Raw genomic sequence first — 16,385 nt, 5'->3', positions numbered from 1 at the left:
GGACCCGCGTGTGACGGATGGTCCTCGTCCGATCGTCCACCGGCTGCCGCTGGACGGCGGGCATGTCATGCATGTCGAGGAGCATGGCGACCCGGCGGGCCTGCCGGCGCTGGTGCTGCACGGCGGGCCGGGCTCGGGCAGCTCGCCGGTGTTGCGCCGCGACTTCGATGCGAGGCGCTACCGCATCATCTGCCCCGACCAGCGAGGGGCCGGTCACAGCACGCCGGCAGGCGCGATCACGGCCAACACGCTCGCCGATCTGCTGGACGACCTGAGGCGCCTGCGCGATCACCTCCGGATCGAGCGCTGGCTCGTGGTGGGCGGCTCCTGGGGCGCCACGCTGGCTTTGACCCATGCGCTGGACCAGCCCGGCGCCGTGGCGGGCCTGCTGCTGAGGAACGTGTTCCTTGCGCGCGCCCGCGACATCGACGGCTTCTTCGCGAAGGCGGTACGCCACGGCGACCCCGAGTGGTGCACGTTGTGGAGCGAGGCGTGGCGGCGGCAATGTCCGATCACCGACGTGATCGCGGAGAACTTGGCGCATGGAACGCCGGAACGCCAGTGCCGGATCGCCGCGCTCTGGTTCGGGTGGGAGCAACGCATGGCCACGGGAAGGCCCGCATCGCAGCCCGACGACGCAACGCTGCAGCGGTTGGTGACGCGCTATCGCGTGCAGAGCCACTACCTGAGGCATGGATGCTGGCTGCGCGCGCCCACGCTGCTCGAGCGTTGCGCCGCATTGCCCGCGGTCCCCACGCTGATCGTGCATGGCACGAAGGACCGCCTGTGCCCGCCGCAGGGCGCCCGGACGCTGGCGCATGCATTGCAGGGGCGTGCCATCCTGCGGTGGGTGCCGGGCGCCGGCCACGACCCGACGCACCCGGCCATCGCGGCAGCCATGCGGCAGGCCTTGAACGACTACGCGCTCACGCAGGCCTTCAGCGGCGCCGGCGAGTCCGCGCCCGGCATGCGGATCAGTGCAGGCGCTGGCTGAGCGGATCGCCGACCAGGACCACCCGGCCGTCCTTGCGGTGCGTCCACAGCCGTTCGTTGCCGTTGCCATCGTCTGCAACGAAGAGCACCGAATTGCCCAGCTGGCGGAAACCCTGCGGCATCGCATGGCGTGCGCCCGACGCGATGTCCGCCACGGCGCGGGTGCCCGCTGGCGTACCGTCGCTGGTCCACGGTTCGACGCCGCTGGCGCTGCCGCCGTTGGCGGAGAACCAGAGGCGGGAGCCGACGACCGAGAAGCGCGCGGGCGATCCGTTCTGCGCGCCCGGCGCGATGTCCTTGACCAGAACGGTCCCTGCGGCCGTCCCGTCGCTGCGCCAGAGCTCCGCGCCCGAGGTGCCGTCAGTGGCGGCGAAATAGAGCCGGCCGCCCATGGCCGTGATCGGGCTGGAAATGGCGCCGGACGGTCCCGGGCGGATGTCCTTCACCAGTGTGGTCCCGACCTCGGTGCCGTCGCTCTTCCAGAGCTCGAGGCCGTGCGCGCCGTCGTCGGCAGCGAAGTACAGGGCGCGGCCGAGGGCCGTCAGGTGCATCGGTCGGGAGGGTTCGGGACCGGGCCGCAGGTCTTTCACCATGCGTGTGCCGCTTGCCGTGCCGTCGCTCTTCCACAGGTCGATGCCATGCACGCCGTCGTGGGCGGTGAAATAGAGTTCGTCGCCCGCCGCCGTCAGGTTCTGGATGCCTGCGTCCTCGGGGCCGGGCCGGATGTCCTTAACCAGGCGCGTGCTCTCGGGCGTGCCTTCGCTGACCCAGAGTTCGTGGCCGTGCTCGCGCGTGGTCGCGGTGAAGAACAGGCGCTGCCCGGCCACCGTGAGCTGGCGTGCCACCGCGCGCGGGCCAGCGTCGATCGAGGACACGCGCGCGGTGGTGGACGCGGTGCCCGCCGTCTTCCACAGCTGGAATCCTGAACGCCCGTCATTGGCCACGAAGTACAGCGCGTCGCGAAACACCGTCAGCTCGCTCGGCAGCGCGCCTTCTTCGCCCGGCTGAAGGTCGATCACCAGGGCGGTGCCCGCGGCGGTGCCGTCGGTGCGCCAGAGCTCGATCCCGTGCACGCCATCGGTGGCCGCGGTGTAGACGTGGCCCTTGAACGCCGTCTGGCCGGCGGGGAAGGCGCCCTGGAAGCCCGGGCGGATGTCCTTGAGCATCGCGGTACCTGCGCGGCTGCCGTCCGTGACCCACAGCTCCTGCCCGCTTTCGACATGGAAGGCGCTGAAGATCATCTTTCCGCCCAGTGGCGTCAGCCCCGTGGGCGAAACGAAAGCCAGCGGCTGGCGCTGCTCGGGCAGCACCTCGCGGTCGGGTGCCTGTGCGGCCGCGGGCAACTGCGTCAGGAGCGCGAGCATGCCCAGGAAGATGCGGCCACGCCGCCGCAGGCCGGAAGAAGCGGACCTCGCCACCGCCTAACCCCCGAACCATCGCGCGGGTGCGATGACCAGCTGCGGGAATGCGACCATCACGAACAGGATCGCGAACTCGGCAATCATGAAGGGCACCACGCCGCGCGTGACGTCGTCCATCGAGATCTTCCCGACGCCGGCCACCACGTTCAGCACCGTGCCCACCGGCGGGGTGACCAGTCCGATCGAGTTGTTGATGATGAACAGCACCCCGAAGTACACCGGATCGATTCCCGCGGCCTTGACGATCGGCATCAGCACCGGCGTGAGGATCAGGATGGTCGGCGTCATGTCCATCGCCGTGCCCACGACCATGACGAGCACCATGATCGCCGCCATCAGCAGGACCTGATTGCCCATGAAGGGCTGCAGCAGGCCGACGACCTTCGACGGCAGGTCGGCCACGGTGATGAGCCATGCGCTCACCATGGCCGCGGCGATCAGGAACATCACGATGGCGCTGGTCTTGGCCGCGCTCACGAAGATGCCGTAGAGGTCCTTCCACGTGATTTCCCGGTACACCACCGTCGACACGAACAGTGCGTAGGCGGCAGCCACCACGGCCGCTTCGGTCGGCGTGAACACGCCCATGCGCAGGCCCACGAGGATGATCACGGGCAGCATGAGCGCCCACAGCGCCTTGCGGAAGGCCGAAACGATCTCGGCCGAGGACTTGCGCGGCGGCGGAACGATCTTCTCGCGCCGCACGAGCCATGCCCAGGTGATCCACAGGGCACCGCCGATGAGCAGGCCCGGCACGATCGCCGCGAGGAACAGCTTGGAGATCGACACGTTGGCGGCCACGCCGAAGATCACGAGGCCGATGCTCGGGGGGATCACCGGGCCGATCACGCCGGTGGCCGCGATGAGGCCGCCCGCGCGTGCCTTGTCGTGCCCCGCGCTCACCATCATCGGCAGCAGCAGCGCGGTCAGCGCGGCGGCGTCGGCCACCGCCGAGCCGGAGAGCGCCGACAGCAGGCAGCCGGCCATGATGGTCACGTAGCCAAGGCCACCCTTCACATGGCCGACCAGCGCGAGCGCGAAGTCGACGATGCGCTTGGACAGGCCGCCGACGTTCATGATCTCGCCGGCGAGCATGAAGAAGGGAACGGCCAGCAATGGGAAGCTGTCGGCGCCGCCGATCACGTTCTGCGCAAGGATCTGTGCGTCGAACAGGTCGAGGTGCCACATCAGCGCCACGCCGCTCGCGAGCAGCGAGAACGCGATGGGAATGCCCATCGCCATGGCCAGCAGCAAGGTGCCCACGAAGACGAGGATGGTCATCGGCGCGCTCCCCGAGCGTCGTCGTTCGCGCCGAGGATCTGCTGGAGCTGCACGGCTTCCTCCGACTCCTGGACCATCACGAGGTCGCTCTCGGCGATGCGCCCGGTGAGCAGGCGCAGCAGGTCGAGCGCCAGGATCAGGCCGGCGAGGACGGAGAAGACCACGCCCGAGGCATAGACGATGGCCATCGATGCGCCGGTGACGGGTGCGGTCACGTCCCAGTTGATGCGCGCCTGCGCGACGCTGCCCTGGAACAGCAGCCAGACGATGTAGAGCATGACGACGTGCCCGACGGCCAGGCAGACCTTCTTGCCCAGGGGCGGCAGCTTTTGCACCACCATGTCCACGCCCAGGTGCCCGTGCTCCTTCAAGGCGACCACGGCGCCCAGGAAGGTCATCCAGATGAAGAGCCAGCGAGACACTTCTTCGGATACCGTGATGCCCGAGTTGAAGCCGTAGCGCAGCACGACGTTGCCGAAGACGAGCACGACCATCACCGCGAGCGCGGCTGCGATCAGCGCCTCGATGCCGCGGCAGCACCGGTCGATCCAGCGGCTCATGCGGCGGCCTGCGCTTCGGTCTGCCTGTGCAGCTCCACCAGCGCGCGCAGGGCGGCCAGGTACGACTGGGGGCCCAGTCCCTGGATCGTGCCCTTGACCGCCGGCGAGATGATCGAGTGGGCGCGCCAGGTTTCGCGCGCGGCGATGTTGGACATGTGTACCTCGATGGTCGGGAACGGCATGGCCTTGATCGCGTCGTGCAGCGGCACGCCGTGCTGCGTGAGCCCGGCGGGGTTGACCAGCGCGCCCTGCGCGTCGTCGATATGCGCATGAAGGAAGTCGATCAGGTCGCCTTCATGGTTCGACTGGAGGGTCTCCAGCGTCACGCCGAGTTCGCCGGCCAGCGCCTGCAGCCGGGCATTGATCTCGGCGAGCGTGGTCTTGCCGTAGATGTGGGGTTCGCGGCGTCCGAACAGGTTCAGGTTGGGGCCGTGGAGGACGAGTATCTTCATGGAGGTGGCGCGTGGCGCGGTCATGGTTTGCGGATGCGGGCGAGCTCTTCGTTGTAGAGCTTGACGATGGCGGGGTCGTACTGGGCCGCGAACTTGTCGATCGCCGGCTTGGCGATCTCGCGCATGCGCACCTGCTCGGCCGCGCTCACCTCGTTGAACTGGGCGCCCTTGGCCTGCAGTTCGCCCACGGCCTTCTGGGCCGCCGCCCGGCTGACCTGGCGCTGGTAGCCGCGCGCCTCGTCGGCGGCCTCGTGCATCATCTTCTGCTCGGCGGGGGACAGCGAGTCCCAGAACTTCTTGCTGACCAGCACGATGTTGGCGGCATACACGTGATTCGTCGCGCTCACGAACTTCTGTACCTCGAAGAACTTGTTCGACAGGATCACCGAATACGGGTTCTCCTGGCCGTCGACCGCCCTGGCTTCGAGTGCGCCGTAGAGTTCTGCGAACGGCATCGGCACCGGGTTGGCCTTGAAGGCCTTGAAGGTCTCCAGGAACACGGGGTTGGGAATGACGCGGATCTTCAGGCCTTCGAGGTCCTCGGGCCTGCCGATGGGACGCTTGCTGTTGGTGACGTTGCGAAAGCCCAGGTCCCAGTAGCCGAGGGCCACGAGGCCTTTCTCGGGCAGCTTGGCGACGAGGGCCTGTCCCAGGGGGCCGTCGAGGAGGGCGTCGGCCTGGGCGAAGCTGCTGACGGAGAAGGGGAAGTCGACCAGGCCGAACTCCTTGACGATGCCTGCGAGCGACGTGGTGGCCGGCGCCGACATCTGCTGCACGCCGCCTTGCAGCGCGGACTGCTGCTGCATCTCGTTGCCGAGCTGGGAGGCCGGGAACTCCTGCACCTTCATCTTGCCGCCGCTCTTGGCCGCGAGCAGCTCCGCGAAGCGCTTCACGCCGAAGCTCACCGGATGGTCCGCATTGTTGAGATGGCCGAAGCGGATCACCCGTTCCTGTTGGGCCCAGGTCGGGGCGACAAGGCCGATGCACAGGCCGGCGGCGGCAAGCGTACGAAGAAGTTTCACGGAAGGTCTCCAGAGGAAGCGGAAAGGACTGACTGCGGCGATTCTGAGTTTTCCGGAAAATCTTTCCATTATGGAAATCCCTTCCCGTGATCTGATAGAGTGATGCCGTCGCGACAGGCGGCTGGGCGCGATTGAACCGGGAGACATCAAATGAGCGAGATGCTGGGACGCAGCTTCAAAGTGTTGGAATACCTGGCGGAATACCCGCAGGGTGTTGCACTGTCCACGGTGGCCAGTGAGTTGAAGATCCCCCTGAGCGCATCGCACCGACTGCTCACGGAGCTGATTCGCTGCGGTTACGTACGACAGAGCCCGGGCGACGGTCACTACGTGCTGACCATCAAGCTCGTCTCCGTCGGGCTGTCGTTCCTGAGCAATTCGGGCATCGTGGATGTGGCCCAGCCGCTGCTGGACCAGCTCGCGGCCGCCTCGGGCGAACTGGTGCGCCTGGCGGTGGTCGACGACGAAGACCTGACGTTCGTGGCCAAGGCGCAAGGGGCCACGCACGGGCTGCGCTACGACCCGGACATGGGGCTGTCGGTGATGCTGTCGTGCAGCGCCGCTGGGCATGCCTGGCTCTCGACGATGAGCGAAGACGATGCGATGGCCCTGGTGGCCAAGAAGGGGCTGGGCAAGCCGGAGGACTTCGGCCCGAAGGCGCCCACCACGCTCAAGGCGGTGATGGCCTATGTGAAGGCCGCCCGCCAGCGCGGCTTCAGCATGATCAACGAGGTCTTCGCGCCGGGAATGACCGCCATGGCCGCCCCGGTCTTCTCCGTCAACGGCGCGGTGATCGGCGTGGTCACCATCGCGGGGCCGGCCGTCAGGCTGACGCCGCAGCGGATGGAGGCGCTGGGGCCGGCGCTGCTCGGCACGGCCGAGGAAGTCGCACGCGCCAGCGGCGCCTCGGCGCTGTTCAAGAAGAGAGCCTGACAACCCCAACGAGGAGACAACCGCCATGAAGAAGAATCCGATTCGCAAGCTGCTCTGGGCCGCGGTGGCCGCCACGGCTGTGCTTGCCGCGCCAGGTGCGGTCGCACAGGTCAAGGAGCGCACGCTCAAGTTCGCGTTCCAGAACCAGACCGGCCATCCGCAGGCACAGGGCGCGCAGAAGTTCGCCGATCTGGTGGCCGCCAAGTCCGGCGGCAAGATCACCGTCAAGCTGTTCGCGGGCGGCGTGCTCGGCGGCGACCTGCAGACCGTGTCGGCGCTGCAGGGCGGCACGGTGGAGCTCACGGTGCTGAACGCGGGCATCCTCTCGGCGCAAGTGAAGGAGTTCGCGGCCTACGATTTCCCGTTCCTGTTCAACAGCGGCAAGGAGGCCGATGCGGTCACCGACGGCCCCTTCGGCCAGAAGCTCATGGCCAAGCTGGAGGACAAGGGCCTGCACGGGCTGGGCTATTGGGACCTCGGGTTTCGAAATCTCACCAACAGCAAGCGGCCGATCACGAAGGCAGACGACATCGCAGGCCTGAAGATCCGCGTGATCCAGTCGCCGATCTACATCGACATGTTCGCCGCGCTGGGCGCCAACGCCACGCCGCTGCCGTTCCCGGAGCTGTATTCCGCCCTCGAGCAGAAGGCGGTCGACGGCCAGGAGAACCCGAACACCACCATCCTGTCGTCCAAGTTCGCCGAGGTGCAAAAGCACATCACCCAGACCCGGCACATCTACAACCCGCAGGCGCTGCTGGTCAGCAAGAAAACATGGGACGGCATGAGCGCCGAGGAGAAGAAGATTCTTGCCGAAGCCTCGGCCGAGGCGACGGCGTTCCAGCGCCAGGCCTCGCGCGGCGCGGCCGACAGCGCGCTCGATGCCCTGAAGGCGGCGGGCATGACCGTCTCGGAATTGCCGCCGGAGGAGATGGCCAAGCTGCGCGCCAAGGTCAAGCCGGTGATCGACAAGTACTCGGCGTCCGTGGGCGAGGCCACCGTCAAGGAGTTGATGACGGAAATCGAGAAAGTGCGGAAGTAGGCCGCTTCGCCACGCAGGGCACTGGAGCAGCCGAGTCGGGCACGCGGGTGTTTCAAAAACCGGCGGGGCTCGTCGGTAGGGCAGTGCTTGAAAGTAGAGGGGCAAGGTTCGAACCGAGGTGCGCGCGTCACGGGGGTGATTGCATCGGACTCGATGACTGTGCGCTGAGGACTCGAGCGGCCATGCCGGCGGCACGGAAGGACAGCAAGAGCGCAGGCCGGCAATCAGCCAGGGCCGTCGCTCGCCGCCGCGAGCAGCGGCACCAGGACGTCGCTGATCGGCGTCGGAATGCCGTGAGCCCGGCCGCGACGTGAGATCACACCGTTGCGAATGTCCCATTCGAGCGGCCTGCCGGCTTCGCGATCGGTGAGGATGGATGTGCCCATGTCGGCGGGAGACGCCTGGAACTTGTCGAGGATCGCCTGCGGCACCTCGTCGCCGAGTTCGGCGCCCTCGGCGCGGGCCACCGCCAGACATTCCTGCAGATAGCCCAGGGTGAGACTGGAGATGTCGGACCGGCCGAACATGCCCGAGCGACGATGCGTGAGCGCCATGAGTCCGGCCACCGCGTTCTGCAGCAGCTTGCGCCAAGCCAGGGATTTGAAATTTGGCGCCAACTCGACGAAGCAGCGAGTGCCTTGCATGGCCTCGGCGATCACGCGGGAAGCCGGCGTGTCCGGCAAGCTGAGGCGAGCGTCGCCACGCAAGCGCACCGAGCCATCGGATTGCGCCTGTGCGGGAAACCACACGACGGCAGGCACGATCCGCCCACGCGGGCAATGTGGCGCGACCCTCTCCAACTGCTCGACGCCGTTCTGCAGAACGCACACCACCGTCTCCGGACCGGTCAATGCGCCAAGCCATGCTGCGGCTGCCTCGATCTGTGTCGCCTTGACAGCCAGAAAGACGAGATCGACCGGGTGCTCGACTTCGGTGGGATCCGTCCGGACCGGACCGGGAATGGTGATGAGGCGATCGCCATCGCGCAGCACCAGTTGATCGCGGGACGTGCGACCGCACAGCAACGGCGTGCGCCCGACCCCGTGCAGCACCGCCGCGATCGTGGTGCCGATGGCACCCGGCCCCACGACGGCCACGGATGGACTGCGTTCTGGATTCATGCAACGGGACTCCTGCGGCTTTGTTGCAGAGCACGCCTGCTTGCGCGGCGGTTGTCTGCTTCGGATGAGGGATGTAATATATTCCAAATGAATGAAGAAGTTGGTAATGGAGTTTCTTCGGACGAAGCGCGGCTCGGGCAATGGATAGGGAGCATCCAGGCCCGCTGCGGCGATCTGGCCGCCAGCGAAGCGAAGGTCGTGGCTCTGCTGCTCGCCGATCCCTTGTTCGTCGGCGCGAGCACGACCGCGCAGGTTGCGGCTCGTGCCGGCGTTTCGCCACCGAGCGTTGTCCGCGCCGCACGTGCCATCGGGTTCACCGGGTTCACCGAACTCAAGATCGAGATCGCTCGTGCCCGGGGCACGACCCGGTTCTTCGCGCCGCCTGAGGTGCTCGCCGCGGATGCGACGTCGGCCACGGTGCTCGAAACATCCATCCGCGCAGGCACCGACGCACTGACCGCGCTCGGCGGGGCCGTCGAACTGCCTGCGTTCGAAGAAGCGGTCCGCTCGATCCAGTCTGCGCGACAGGTCATCGCATTCGGTGCCGGACCGTCGGCGACGGTCGCTGCCGACGCGGTCTTCCGGCTGCGCGCAGTCGGCGTGACGACCATCGGCATCCCGGACTACCTGTCGGCCATGATCGCGACGCGCCTCCTCGGCCCCGGCGACGTCGTCATCGCCGTCAGTTCGACCGGACGCACTTCGACCACCCTCGCCATCGCCGATGCGGCGTCGTCCGCCGGGGCTTCGCTCATTGCCATCACCAACCAGTACGGCACGCCATTGGCGACCCTCGCGGATATCGCGCTGGTCGTCGGCGGTGCGCCGCTGCCGGCGCAGATGGCCGCAGCGGGGAGTCGGCTGGCCCAACTCGTCGTGATCGACGCGCTGGTCGCAATGCTCGCGCTGCGCGACCCCGAGCGCAGCCGCCTGGCAGAGCGGGCAGGCATCGACCTGCCCGACATCTGCTGATGCAGCCCGGCACCGTCGCGCTTGTGCTCGCCGCCGCGGCAGCCCATGCGCTGTGGAACATCGCCTCGAAATACAAGCGCGGCGACACCTTTCTGTTCGTCTGGGCCTATACCTGCGCCTCGGCGCTGCTGTGCGTGCCGATCGGCTTGGCCCTCATGGCCAAGGGGCAGCAGGTGCTCAACTGGCGGCTCGCGGTGGGTTCCGCCGTCTCGGCCGCATTGCACATCGCCTACTCCCTGATCCTGCAGGCCGGCTACGACCGCGCAGAACTGGGCGTGGTCTATGCGGTCGCCCGCGGCACGGGACCCATGCTGACGATGCTGTTCGCGGTTCTCCTGCTGGGGGAACGACTCACCGCGGTCGCCATGCTCGGAGCGTTGCTCATCGTCGCGGGCATCCTCGTCGTCGCGGGCAATCTGTTCGGAGGCGGACCCCGCCGTCCGGTACCGGGGATCCTCTGGGGGGCCGCGACAGGTGCCACCATCGCCGCATACACCCTCTGGGACAGCTACTCGGTCACCTCGTGGCACCTGGCGCCCGTGAGCTATTACGCAGGCACGCTCCTGCTGCAAGGCCTGATCCTGACACCCATCGCGCTGCTGCGGCGGCATCGGATCCCCGATGTCCTGCGTGCCAACGCAGTGCCGATCCTCGTCGTTGCCGTGTTGTCCCCGCTGGCCTACATCCTCGTTCTCACCGCCATGCTGAGTGCACCGGTGGCGCTGATCGCGCCGCTGCGCGAGTCGTCCATCGTCATCGGCGCTTTTCTGGCGTGCTGGCTCTTTCGTGAGGGCCAGCTCGCACGCCGCATCGCCGGGGGAGTGATCGTGCTGGCCGGGATCGCGGCGATCAGTCTTTGATGTTTCGGCGGGCCGACGCTACCGATCCGATCTGCTGCGACGAGCCAAGGGACTTGTCCGATGGTTTGGTGTCCGGTTCGATGTTGTCGATCGATGTCGCGCAGCACTTGGCAGCGACGGTGTCTTGAACGCGACGGCCGACGCGCTGTCACCGTCGCCGGCCGGATTTGTCCCGTCCACTTCGCGTCCCCGCTGGCGATCTGGGATATGGCGGCTTTGAGCCGCTGGCTCGCCCGGCCCCTTTCATGATCAGCACCGCGAGCACCGCACCGGCTCCGGCAAAGAGCGCACACGCAAGCAGAAAGCGAAATGGCGCCTGGGCCAGCACGATATCTGGAGCACCCCAGGGGGCGGGAATGACGCCTCTGGAGAGGCCTCGCACGGCAATGAAGAGAGGTGCACCGCCGAAGAGGAACGCGAGAAAGATGCCGAAGATCTTCAACTGCCACGGCGACAGCACGGTGCGTTCGAAACCGCTGTCCTCGAACGATCGATCTCCGAGGACGGGGAGGTCGAACAGGACCATCGCGAGCGCGAAGAACGCGACGAGCACTGCCGGGATGAGAAGGATTGCTGCCAGCCCGGAACCGTCCGAACGTATCCGGATCGCGAAACAGGCCGAACCCAGGAAGATGACCAGCGCAACGGCCCTGCGAAACAAACTCATCGGCGACTCCAGTGTGTCAGCTCAGATCGAGATCCACGTCGTCGTCATTCCAGCGACGCTCGATGAGCCAGGCACCCAAGGCGGCGGTCGCCAGGCCCAGCAGAACGCTGCTCCAGCTCCACGGCCCCCCACGCAAGCGAGGCACGAGAAGCAGGAACAGGCTCCAAAGCAGCGGGGCGCGAACCAGCGCCCGCAGGAGCGGGCCAGGCACGAAGAACGTTACCAGGAAGACAAGTGCCAACCCCACGACCCAGGCCAGGATCTGTCCAAAGCCCAGTGCCGCGGTCCAGCCCAGCAAGCGGAAGAGGTCCACTGTGGGATCCGCTTGCGCGGACAAGCTCGTGAACGCCAGAAGGGCGCCCGCACAGTGGATGGGACGCAGAAGCGATGGGGGGTGCGGCACGGACATGGGCGCAGTATGCATATCCAAACCTTGCGCGGTATTGCGGTGGCGAGAAAGCGCAAAGCCCGCGACCGGCAGGCGCATCGGGCGATACCGTCGCACCACTCCGCCAGGGGCAGCCCTCGTTGCGGGGCGTGCTTGGAGGGATGACCTGCAGCACAATTTCCATGAACGCAGGCCGGGCATCCCCCGCGCGGCCTCGAGGCGTGACGTATGGCCTCGATTCGGGCCAGCATGCCGGACCGATATATTGTCGGCGTCGCGCGCAAGGGGCACGAGCTGGATCGCATCTCGCAGCACCTCCTTGTCGCGTCATTACATCCTGGAGAAATTTGCGTGCCGGAAAAATCCATGTCCAGCTTGGGACGCATGTTGGGAGTTCTCGATCTTTTCGACGACACGCACCTGACACGCACTGCGGACGACATTTCGGCGGCACTGGACGTGTCGCTGCCAACGGGCTATCGCTACGTGCGGATGCTGCTCGAAGCCGGTCTTCTGCAACGCGTCGAGGACTCGCACTACGCATTGGGACCTCGCATCATCCTGCTCGACCACTACATCCGCAAGGCGGACCCGGTGCTGCGCGAGGGCATTCCGGTGATGCGCGAACTGGTCGCCGCGACCGGGTTCGACTGCGTCCTCTCCGGCCTCTTCGGGATGCAGGCCCTGGACACGCATCGCGAGATGGGCGGGGCTCCGGCGACCCTCGCCTATGGGCGTGGACGCCCCCGCCCATTGTTCCAAGGCGCGGCACCGAAGGTGTTGCTGGCCAATTTCACGCCGGCGCAACTGCGCAAGGTCTTCGACGCCCGCCACGACGAAATCATTCGCAGCGGACTGCCCGCGGACTGGAGCGAATTCCGCCGTGGCTTTGCGGCGATTCGCAAGGCGGGCCACTACGTATCGATCGGTGAGCTCGAACCACAGCTTGCGGCGGTGGCCGCGCCGATCCTGAAGACCGACGGTGGTGCATGGGCCGCGATCTCGCTGGTTTTCGATACCTCGCGCCTGGCCATCGTCGATCTCGAAAAGATCGTTCATCTGATCACCGAGGGCGCCTCGCGCATCGGAGGGCGGCTGGCGTAGGTCAGCTACGGCGCAGCGTCAGCCGGCGCGTGTCGACCTGCGCCGTCTCTTCACAACCGGCACGATGAACTCTGGCTGAGACCTGCTCTCCGGCCTCAGGGCCGCAACGCCGAAGAAGTCGTGCCACAGGTGAAGAGCGCCTCGGGCAGCTCGACGGCGGCATGCAGACCGAGTCCGGCCGGTACGGCAAAGGTGAGCGCGGAATGTGCCACCACGCGTATGGCGTAACCGTCGCCGTCGACCAGGTCGTTGCTTGAGAGAGAGCGCGCATGGTCAGCAGACCTCGACGTGGGTGCCGTGGCGCTGGTCGGGCCCCGCGATCCGGGCAAGCGCAAGAGACACGGGCGTCATGCGTCCTCAGTCCAGCCTGACGCCCGCGGCACGGATCACCTTGCCCCACATGGCGCGGTCGGCCTGGATGAAGGCGGTGAATTCGGCGGGCGTGTTGCAGCGCAACTCGCCGCCGTAGTCGCGCCACTTCTTCGCCAGTTCGGGTGACTGGCACACCTTGGCCATCGCGGCGCTGAGCTTCTCCAGGATGGCCGGTGCGGTGCCGGCGGGCGCCAGCAGGCCCTGCCAGGCGATGGGCGTGTAGTCGGGCAGGCCCTGTTCCGCGAAGGTGGGCACGTTGGGGAAGCTCGGGTGCCGCTCGCGGCCGGTGATGGCCAGCAGCTTGAGCTTGCCCGCCTGCACGTTGGTGGCGGCGGCGGGCAGGCCGTCGAACATCAGCTGGATCTGTCCTGCCAGCAGGTCGGCATAGGGGCTGTTGCTGTTGTAGGGCACCAGGTTGGACTTCACGCCGGCCTCCCTGTTGAACCACGCCGCCGACAGGTGCGAATAGCTGCCGATGCCTTGCGTGGCCACGTTGACCGAGTCGGGCCTGGTCTTGAGCTGCGCGATCAGCTCGCGCGCGTCCTTCACCGGTACCGAGGGCGTGGCGATCAGCCCGGTGTTGAGCACGCCCAGCAGGCTGATGGGCGCGAAGTCGCGCTCGGCATTGAAGGGCAGCTTGCCATAGAGGTGCGGCACCACCGACAGCGAACTCGTGGTGCCGATGTAGAGCGAGTAGCCGTCGTTGGTCGCCTTGGCCGCCACCTCGGTGCCAATGATGTTCGACGCGCCCGGACGGTTCTCCACATAGAAGGACTGACCCAGGATCTTCGTCAGCTCCGCCGCCAGTTCGCGGGCGTTGGCGTCGGGCCCGCTGCCTGCGGGGAAGGGGGCAATGATGCGCACGGGCTTGGAGGGGTAGTCGGGCTGGGCGCTGGCGGCGGTGCCTGACAGCGCCAGCACTGCCGCCAGCGGGAAGGCCGCGGCCGCCGCGACGAGCTTTTGGATGGGGGTCATGAATGTCTCCGTTTTGCGAATGCGTGCAGGCTGCACGCGGACGAATCATATAAAAACGAAGCAAATTATCAAAATAAGATAATTCAGATATAATTTGTCTGTTGAAGCCATAAAAGAGACGCTTCGTTATCGAAAGAAGACAATTCATGCCATCCAAATCTCCTCTCCAGCTGCAGTTCAGTCACATCGGCCTGTACGTCACCGACCTGGACCGCATGGCCGGCTTCTACAAGCGCGCCCTGCGGTTCACCCAGACCGACGCAGGCGACCTGGGCCCGGTGCGGCTGGTCTTCCTCAGCCGTGACCCGAACGAGCATCACCAGCTGGTCCTGGCGACCGGCCGACCGGCGGACATGGCCTTCAACGTGGTCAACCAGCTGTCCTTTCGCGTGCCCGACCTGGCAACGCTGCGCGCCTTCCATGGCCGGCTGCTGGACGAGGGCGCCACGGACATGCACCCCGTGACGCATGGCAACGCGGTCTCCGTCTACTGCCGCGACCCCGAGGGCAACCGCCTCGAGCTGTTCATGGACACGCCCTGGTATTGCGACCAGCCGCTGCGCGAGCCCATCGACCTGTCTCAGTCCGACGAGGCCATCCTGGCCCGGGCCGAGGCCATCGCGAAGCGCTTCCCCAAGTTCATGACCCGCGTCCAGTGGCAGGCCGAGGTCGCGCGCCGCATGCAGGAAGACCAGAATGTCTGAGCGCCCGCCCGTGTACGACGTGGCCATCGTGGGCCTGGGCCCGACCGGTGCCACGCTGGCCAACCTGCTGGGTGCGGCCGGCCGCTCGGTGCTGGTGATCGAGAAGGAGGCCGGCATCTTTCCGCTGCCACGGGCCATTCACTACGACGGCGAGGTGCTTCGCATCTTCCAAGCGGCGGGACTGCGCGAGCAGGTGCTGGCCATCTCGCGGCCGGGCACGCAGGGCATGCATTTCGTCAACGGCGCGGGGCAGACCCTGCTGATCCGCGGCGGGACCGCGGCGCTGGGGCCGCACGGCTGCGCCAACAACTACTACTTCCACCAGCCCGAGCTCGAAGCGGTGCTGCGCGAAGGGCTGGCGCGCTTCCCGCAGGTGGATGTCCGGCTGCGGACCACGCTGAGCGCCATCGAAGCGGACGGCGACGGCGCGACGCTGCACTGCCGTCAGGGCGACAGCCACGGCAATGACGGCCCGGCGTTCGAGGCCCGCGCGCGCTGGGTGGTGGGCTGCGACGGTGCCCGCTCGCCGGTGCGCCAGCACATCGGCAGCCCGATGGTGGACCTCGGCCTGCGCCAGCCCTGGCTGGTGTTCGACGTGGTGCTGAACGAGGCGCTCGACCTGCCGCCGCACACGGTGCAGCACTGCGATCCGCGTCGGCCCATGACCTACTGCAACGTGGTGGGCGACCGCCGCCGCTGGGAAATCATGGTGCTGCCCGACGACGACCGCGAGGCGCTGGTGCAGCCCGACAATCTCTGGAAACTGGTGGCCCCCTGGGTGAGCCCTGCACAGGCGCGGCTGGAGCGCGCGGCCATCTACACCTTCCATTCGGTGATCGCCGACGGCTGGCGCCAGGGCCGGCTGTTCCTGGCGGGCGATGCCTGCCACCAGACGCCGCCGTTCCTGGGCCAGGGCATGTGCGCGGGCATCCGCGATGCCTCCAACCTGGCCTGGAAGCTGGATGCCGTGATCGGCGGACGTGCCCCCGAATTGCTGCTGGACACCTACGAATCAGAGCGCAAGCCGCATGTGCGCGCACTGATCGAGCTGGCGGTGCGCCTGGGCGGCATCATCCAGACCACCGACCCGGCCGCCGCGGCCGAACGCGATGCGCGATTCGTCGACAGCGAGCCGGAGGTCTTCGAGCTGCCGCCGCAGCTGCTGGGCCAGGGCGCCTTCGACGCGCAGCAGCAGGACCTGGCTGGCCGCCCCTTCCCCCAGCCGCGCCTGGATGACGGCCGGTTGCTGGACGAACTGCTCGGCCGCCGCAGCGCCGTCATCGGCCGGCGCGCGCTGCTGGAGCGGGTGGCACCGGCCACCGCCGAGCGCTGGGCCCGCAGCGAGGCCCTCGTCATCGACCAGCCCGACGCTCAGCTCGACGCGTGGCTGCGCAGGCACGAAGCAGGGGCCGTGATCCTGCGGCCTGATCGCTACATCGTTGGCGTGGCGCGCACGCAGGCCGAGCTCGACCGCATCTCCCAGCACCTGCCGGTGGCGCCATGACGATCCACGCGATC

Annotated in this window: 17 protein-coding genes; 8 read left to right on the top strand and 9 right to left on the bottom strand. The window is 67.4% G+C overall.

Features of this window, described 5'->3' with window-relative positions; genetic code table 11:
• The first annotated feature begins 10 nt into the window (after nt 1–10).
• Nucleotides 11–994 carry an alpha/beta fold hydrolase gene (locus tag ACHMXA_RS34010; protein WP_395321838.1) on the top strand — a complete coding sequence of 328 codons (984 nt, stop codon included), beginning with the start codon at nt 11–13 and terminating at the stop codon, nt 992–994.
• Here ACHMXA_RS34010 and ACHMXA_RS34005 read toward each other — a convergent pair.
• From ACHMXA_RS34005 to ACHMXA_RS33985, 5 genes are read right to left on the bottom strand one after another with little or no spacing between them, the layout of a single operon-like run.
• Nucleotides 975–2,357 carry an ELWxxDGT repeat protein gene (locus ACHMXA_RS34005; RefSeq protein ID WP_395321837.1) on the bottom strand — a complete coding sequence of 461 codons (1,383 nt, stop codon included), beginning with the start codon at nt 2,355–2,357 and terminating at the stop codon, nt 975–977. The genes ACHMXA_RS34010 and ACHMXA_RS34005 overlap by 20 nt on opposite strands.
• Nucleotides 2,358–2,414: 57 nt before the next feature.
• The gene (locus ACHMXA_RS34000) at nt 2,415–3,695 is read right to left on the bottom strand and encodes a TRAP transporter large permease (protein WP_176666339.1); all 1,281 of its coding nucleotides are present in this window, start codon (nt 3,693–3,695) and stop codon (nt 2,415–2,417) included.
• Nucleotides 3,692–4,255, bottom strand: coding sequence for a TRAP transporter small permease (locus ACHMXA_RS33995; RefSeq protein WP_395321835.1), 564 nt, complete (start codon nt 4,253–4,255; stop codon nt 3,692–3,694). Before ACHMXA_RS33995 ends, ACHMXA_RS34000 begins: the two co-directional genes overlap by 4 nt.
• Nucleotides 4,252–4,707: a type II 3-dehydroquinate dehydratase gene (locus ACHMXA_RS33990; RefSeq protein WP_395321833.1), complete on the bottom strand. Its 456-nt coding sequence runs from the start codon at nt 4,705–4,707 to the stop codon at nt 4,252–4,254. The genes ACHMXA_RS33995 and ACHMXA_RS33990 overlap by 4 nt, the downstream gene beginning before the upstream one ends.
• A gap of 20 nt (nt 4,708–4,727) precedes the next feature.
• Nucleotides 4,728–5,729 (bottom strand): TRAP transporter substrate-binding protein, encoded by a 1,002-nt coding sequence (locus ACHMXA_RS33985; protein ID WP_395321831.1) that lies wholly within the window; start codon nt 5,727–5,729, stop codon nt 4,728–4,730.
• 150 nt (nt 5,730–5,879) lie between these two features.
• Between ACHMXA_RS33985 and ACHMXA_RS33980 the strand changes: the two genes are divergently transcribed.
• Complete coding sequence (locus tag ACHMXA_RS33980; protein WP_395321829.1) at nt 5,880–6,662, top strand: IclR family transcriptional regulator; 783 nt, start codon at nt 5,880–5,882, stop codon at nt 6,660–6,662.
• A 25-nt stretch (nt 6,663–6,687) separates the two neighbouring features.
• Nucleotides 6,688–7,704 carry a TRAP transporter substrate-binding protein gene (locus ACHMXA_RS33975; protein ID WP_395321828.1) on the top strand — a complete coding sequence of 339 codons (1,017 nt, stop codon included), beginning with the start codon at nt 6,688–6,690 and terminating at the stop codon, nt 7,702–7,704.
• A gap of 224 nt (nt 7,705–7,928) precedes the next feature.
• Here ACHMXA_RS33975 and ACHMXA_RS33970 read toward each other — a convergent pair whose 3' ends face one another.
• Nucleotides 7,929–8,825: an oxidoreductase gene (locus ACHMXA_RS33970; protein WP_395321826.1), complete on the bottom strand. Its 897-nt coding sequence runs from the start codon at nt 8,823–8,825 to the stop codon at nt 7,929–7,931.
• Between the two features lie 87 nt (nt 8,826–8,912).
• Here ACHMXA_RS33970 and ACHMXA_RS33965 point away from each other — a divergent pair, with 87 nt between their 5' ends.
• Nucleotides 8,913–9,797, top strand: a complete 885-nt coding sequence (locus ACHMXA_RS33965) for a MurR/RpiR family transcriptional regulator (RefSeq protein WP_395321824.1) — start codon at nt 8,913–8,915, stop codon at nt 9,795–9,797.
• Nucleotides 9,797–10,657 (top strand): DMT family transporter, encoded by an 861-nt coding sequence (locus ACHMXA_RS33960; RefSeq protein ID WP_395321822.1) that lies wholly within the window; start codon nt 9,797–9,799, stop codon nt 10,655–10,657. Before ACHMXA_RS33965 ends, ACHMXA_RS33960 begins: the two co-directional genes overlap by 1 nt.
• 148 nt (nt 10,658–10,805) lie before the next feature.
• Here the strand turns inward: ACHMXA_RS33960 and ACHMXA_RS33955 are convergent, their stop codons facing one another.
• Both ACHMXA_RS33955 and ACHMXA_RS33950 read right to left on the bottom strand, forming a co-directional pair.
• The gene (locus ACHMXA_RS33955) at nt 10,806–11,324 is read right to left on the bottom strand and encodes a hypothetical protein (protein ID WP_395321821.1); all 519 of its coding nucleotides are present in this window, start codon (nt 11,322–11,324) and stop codon (nt 10,806–10,808) included.
• 16 nt (nt 11,325–11,340) lie between these two features.
• Nucleotides 11,341–11,811 (bottom strand): hypothetical protein, encoded by a 471-nt coding sequence (locus ACHMXA_RS33950; RefSeq protein WP_395321819.1) that lies wholly within the window; start codon nt 11,809–11,811, stop codon nt 11,341–11,343.
• 129 nt (nt 11,812–11,940) lie between these two features.
• Between ACHMXA_RS33950 and ACHMXA_RS33945 the strand changes: the two genes are divergently transcribed.
• Complete coding sequence (locus tag ACHMXA_RS33945; protein ID WP_395321817.1) at nt 11,941–12,816, top strand: IclR family transcriptional regulator; 876 nt, start codon at nt 11,941–11,943, stop codon at nt 12,814–12,816.
• A gap of 357 nt (nt 12,817–13,173) precedes the next feature.
• On the opposite strand, the gene ACHMXA_RS33940 is transcribed toward ACHMXA_RS33945, so the two are convergent.
• Nucleotides 13,174–14,163, bottom strand: a complete 990-nt coding sequence (locus ACHMXA_RS33940; RefSeq protein WP_395321815.1) for a Bug family tripartite tricarboxylate transporter substrate binding protein — start codon at nt 14,161–14,163, stop codon at nt 13,174–13,176.
• 146 nt (nt 14,164–14,309) lie between these two features.
• Here ACHMXA_RS33940 and ACHMXA_RS33935 point away from each other — a divergent pair, with 146 nt between their 5' ends.
• Nucleotides 14,310–14,867 carry a VOC family protein gene (locus ACHMXA_RS33935; protein WP_176666351.1) on the top strand — a complete coding sequence of 186 codons (558 nt, stop codon included), beginning with the start codon at nt 14,310–14,312 and terminating at the stop codon, nt 14,865–14,867.
• Nucleotides 14,860–16,371, top strand: coding sequence for a bifunctional 3-(3-hydroxy-phenyl)propionate/3-hydroxycinnamic acid hydroxylase (locus ACHMXA_RS33930; RefSeq protein ID WP_395321813.1), 1,512 nt, complete (start codon nt 14,860–14,862; stop codon nt 16,369–16,371). Before ACHMXA_RS33935 ends, ACHMXA_RS33930 begins: the two co-directional genes overlap by 8 nt.
• Nucleotides 16,372–16,385 lie beyond the last annotated feature (14 nt).

The sequence above is a fragment of the Variovorax sp. UC74_104 genome (genome assembly GCF_044055375.1).
In the GTDB taxonomy this organism is placed as follows: domain Bacteria; phylum Pseudomonadota; class Gammaproteobacteria; order Burkholderiales; family Burkholderiaceae_C; genus Variovorax.
This window is presented reverse-complemented; position numbering and strand designations above follow the sequence as displayed.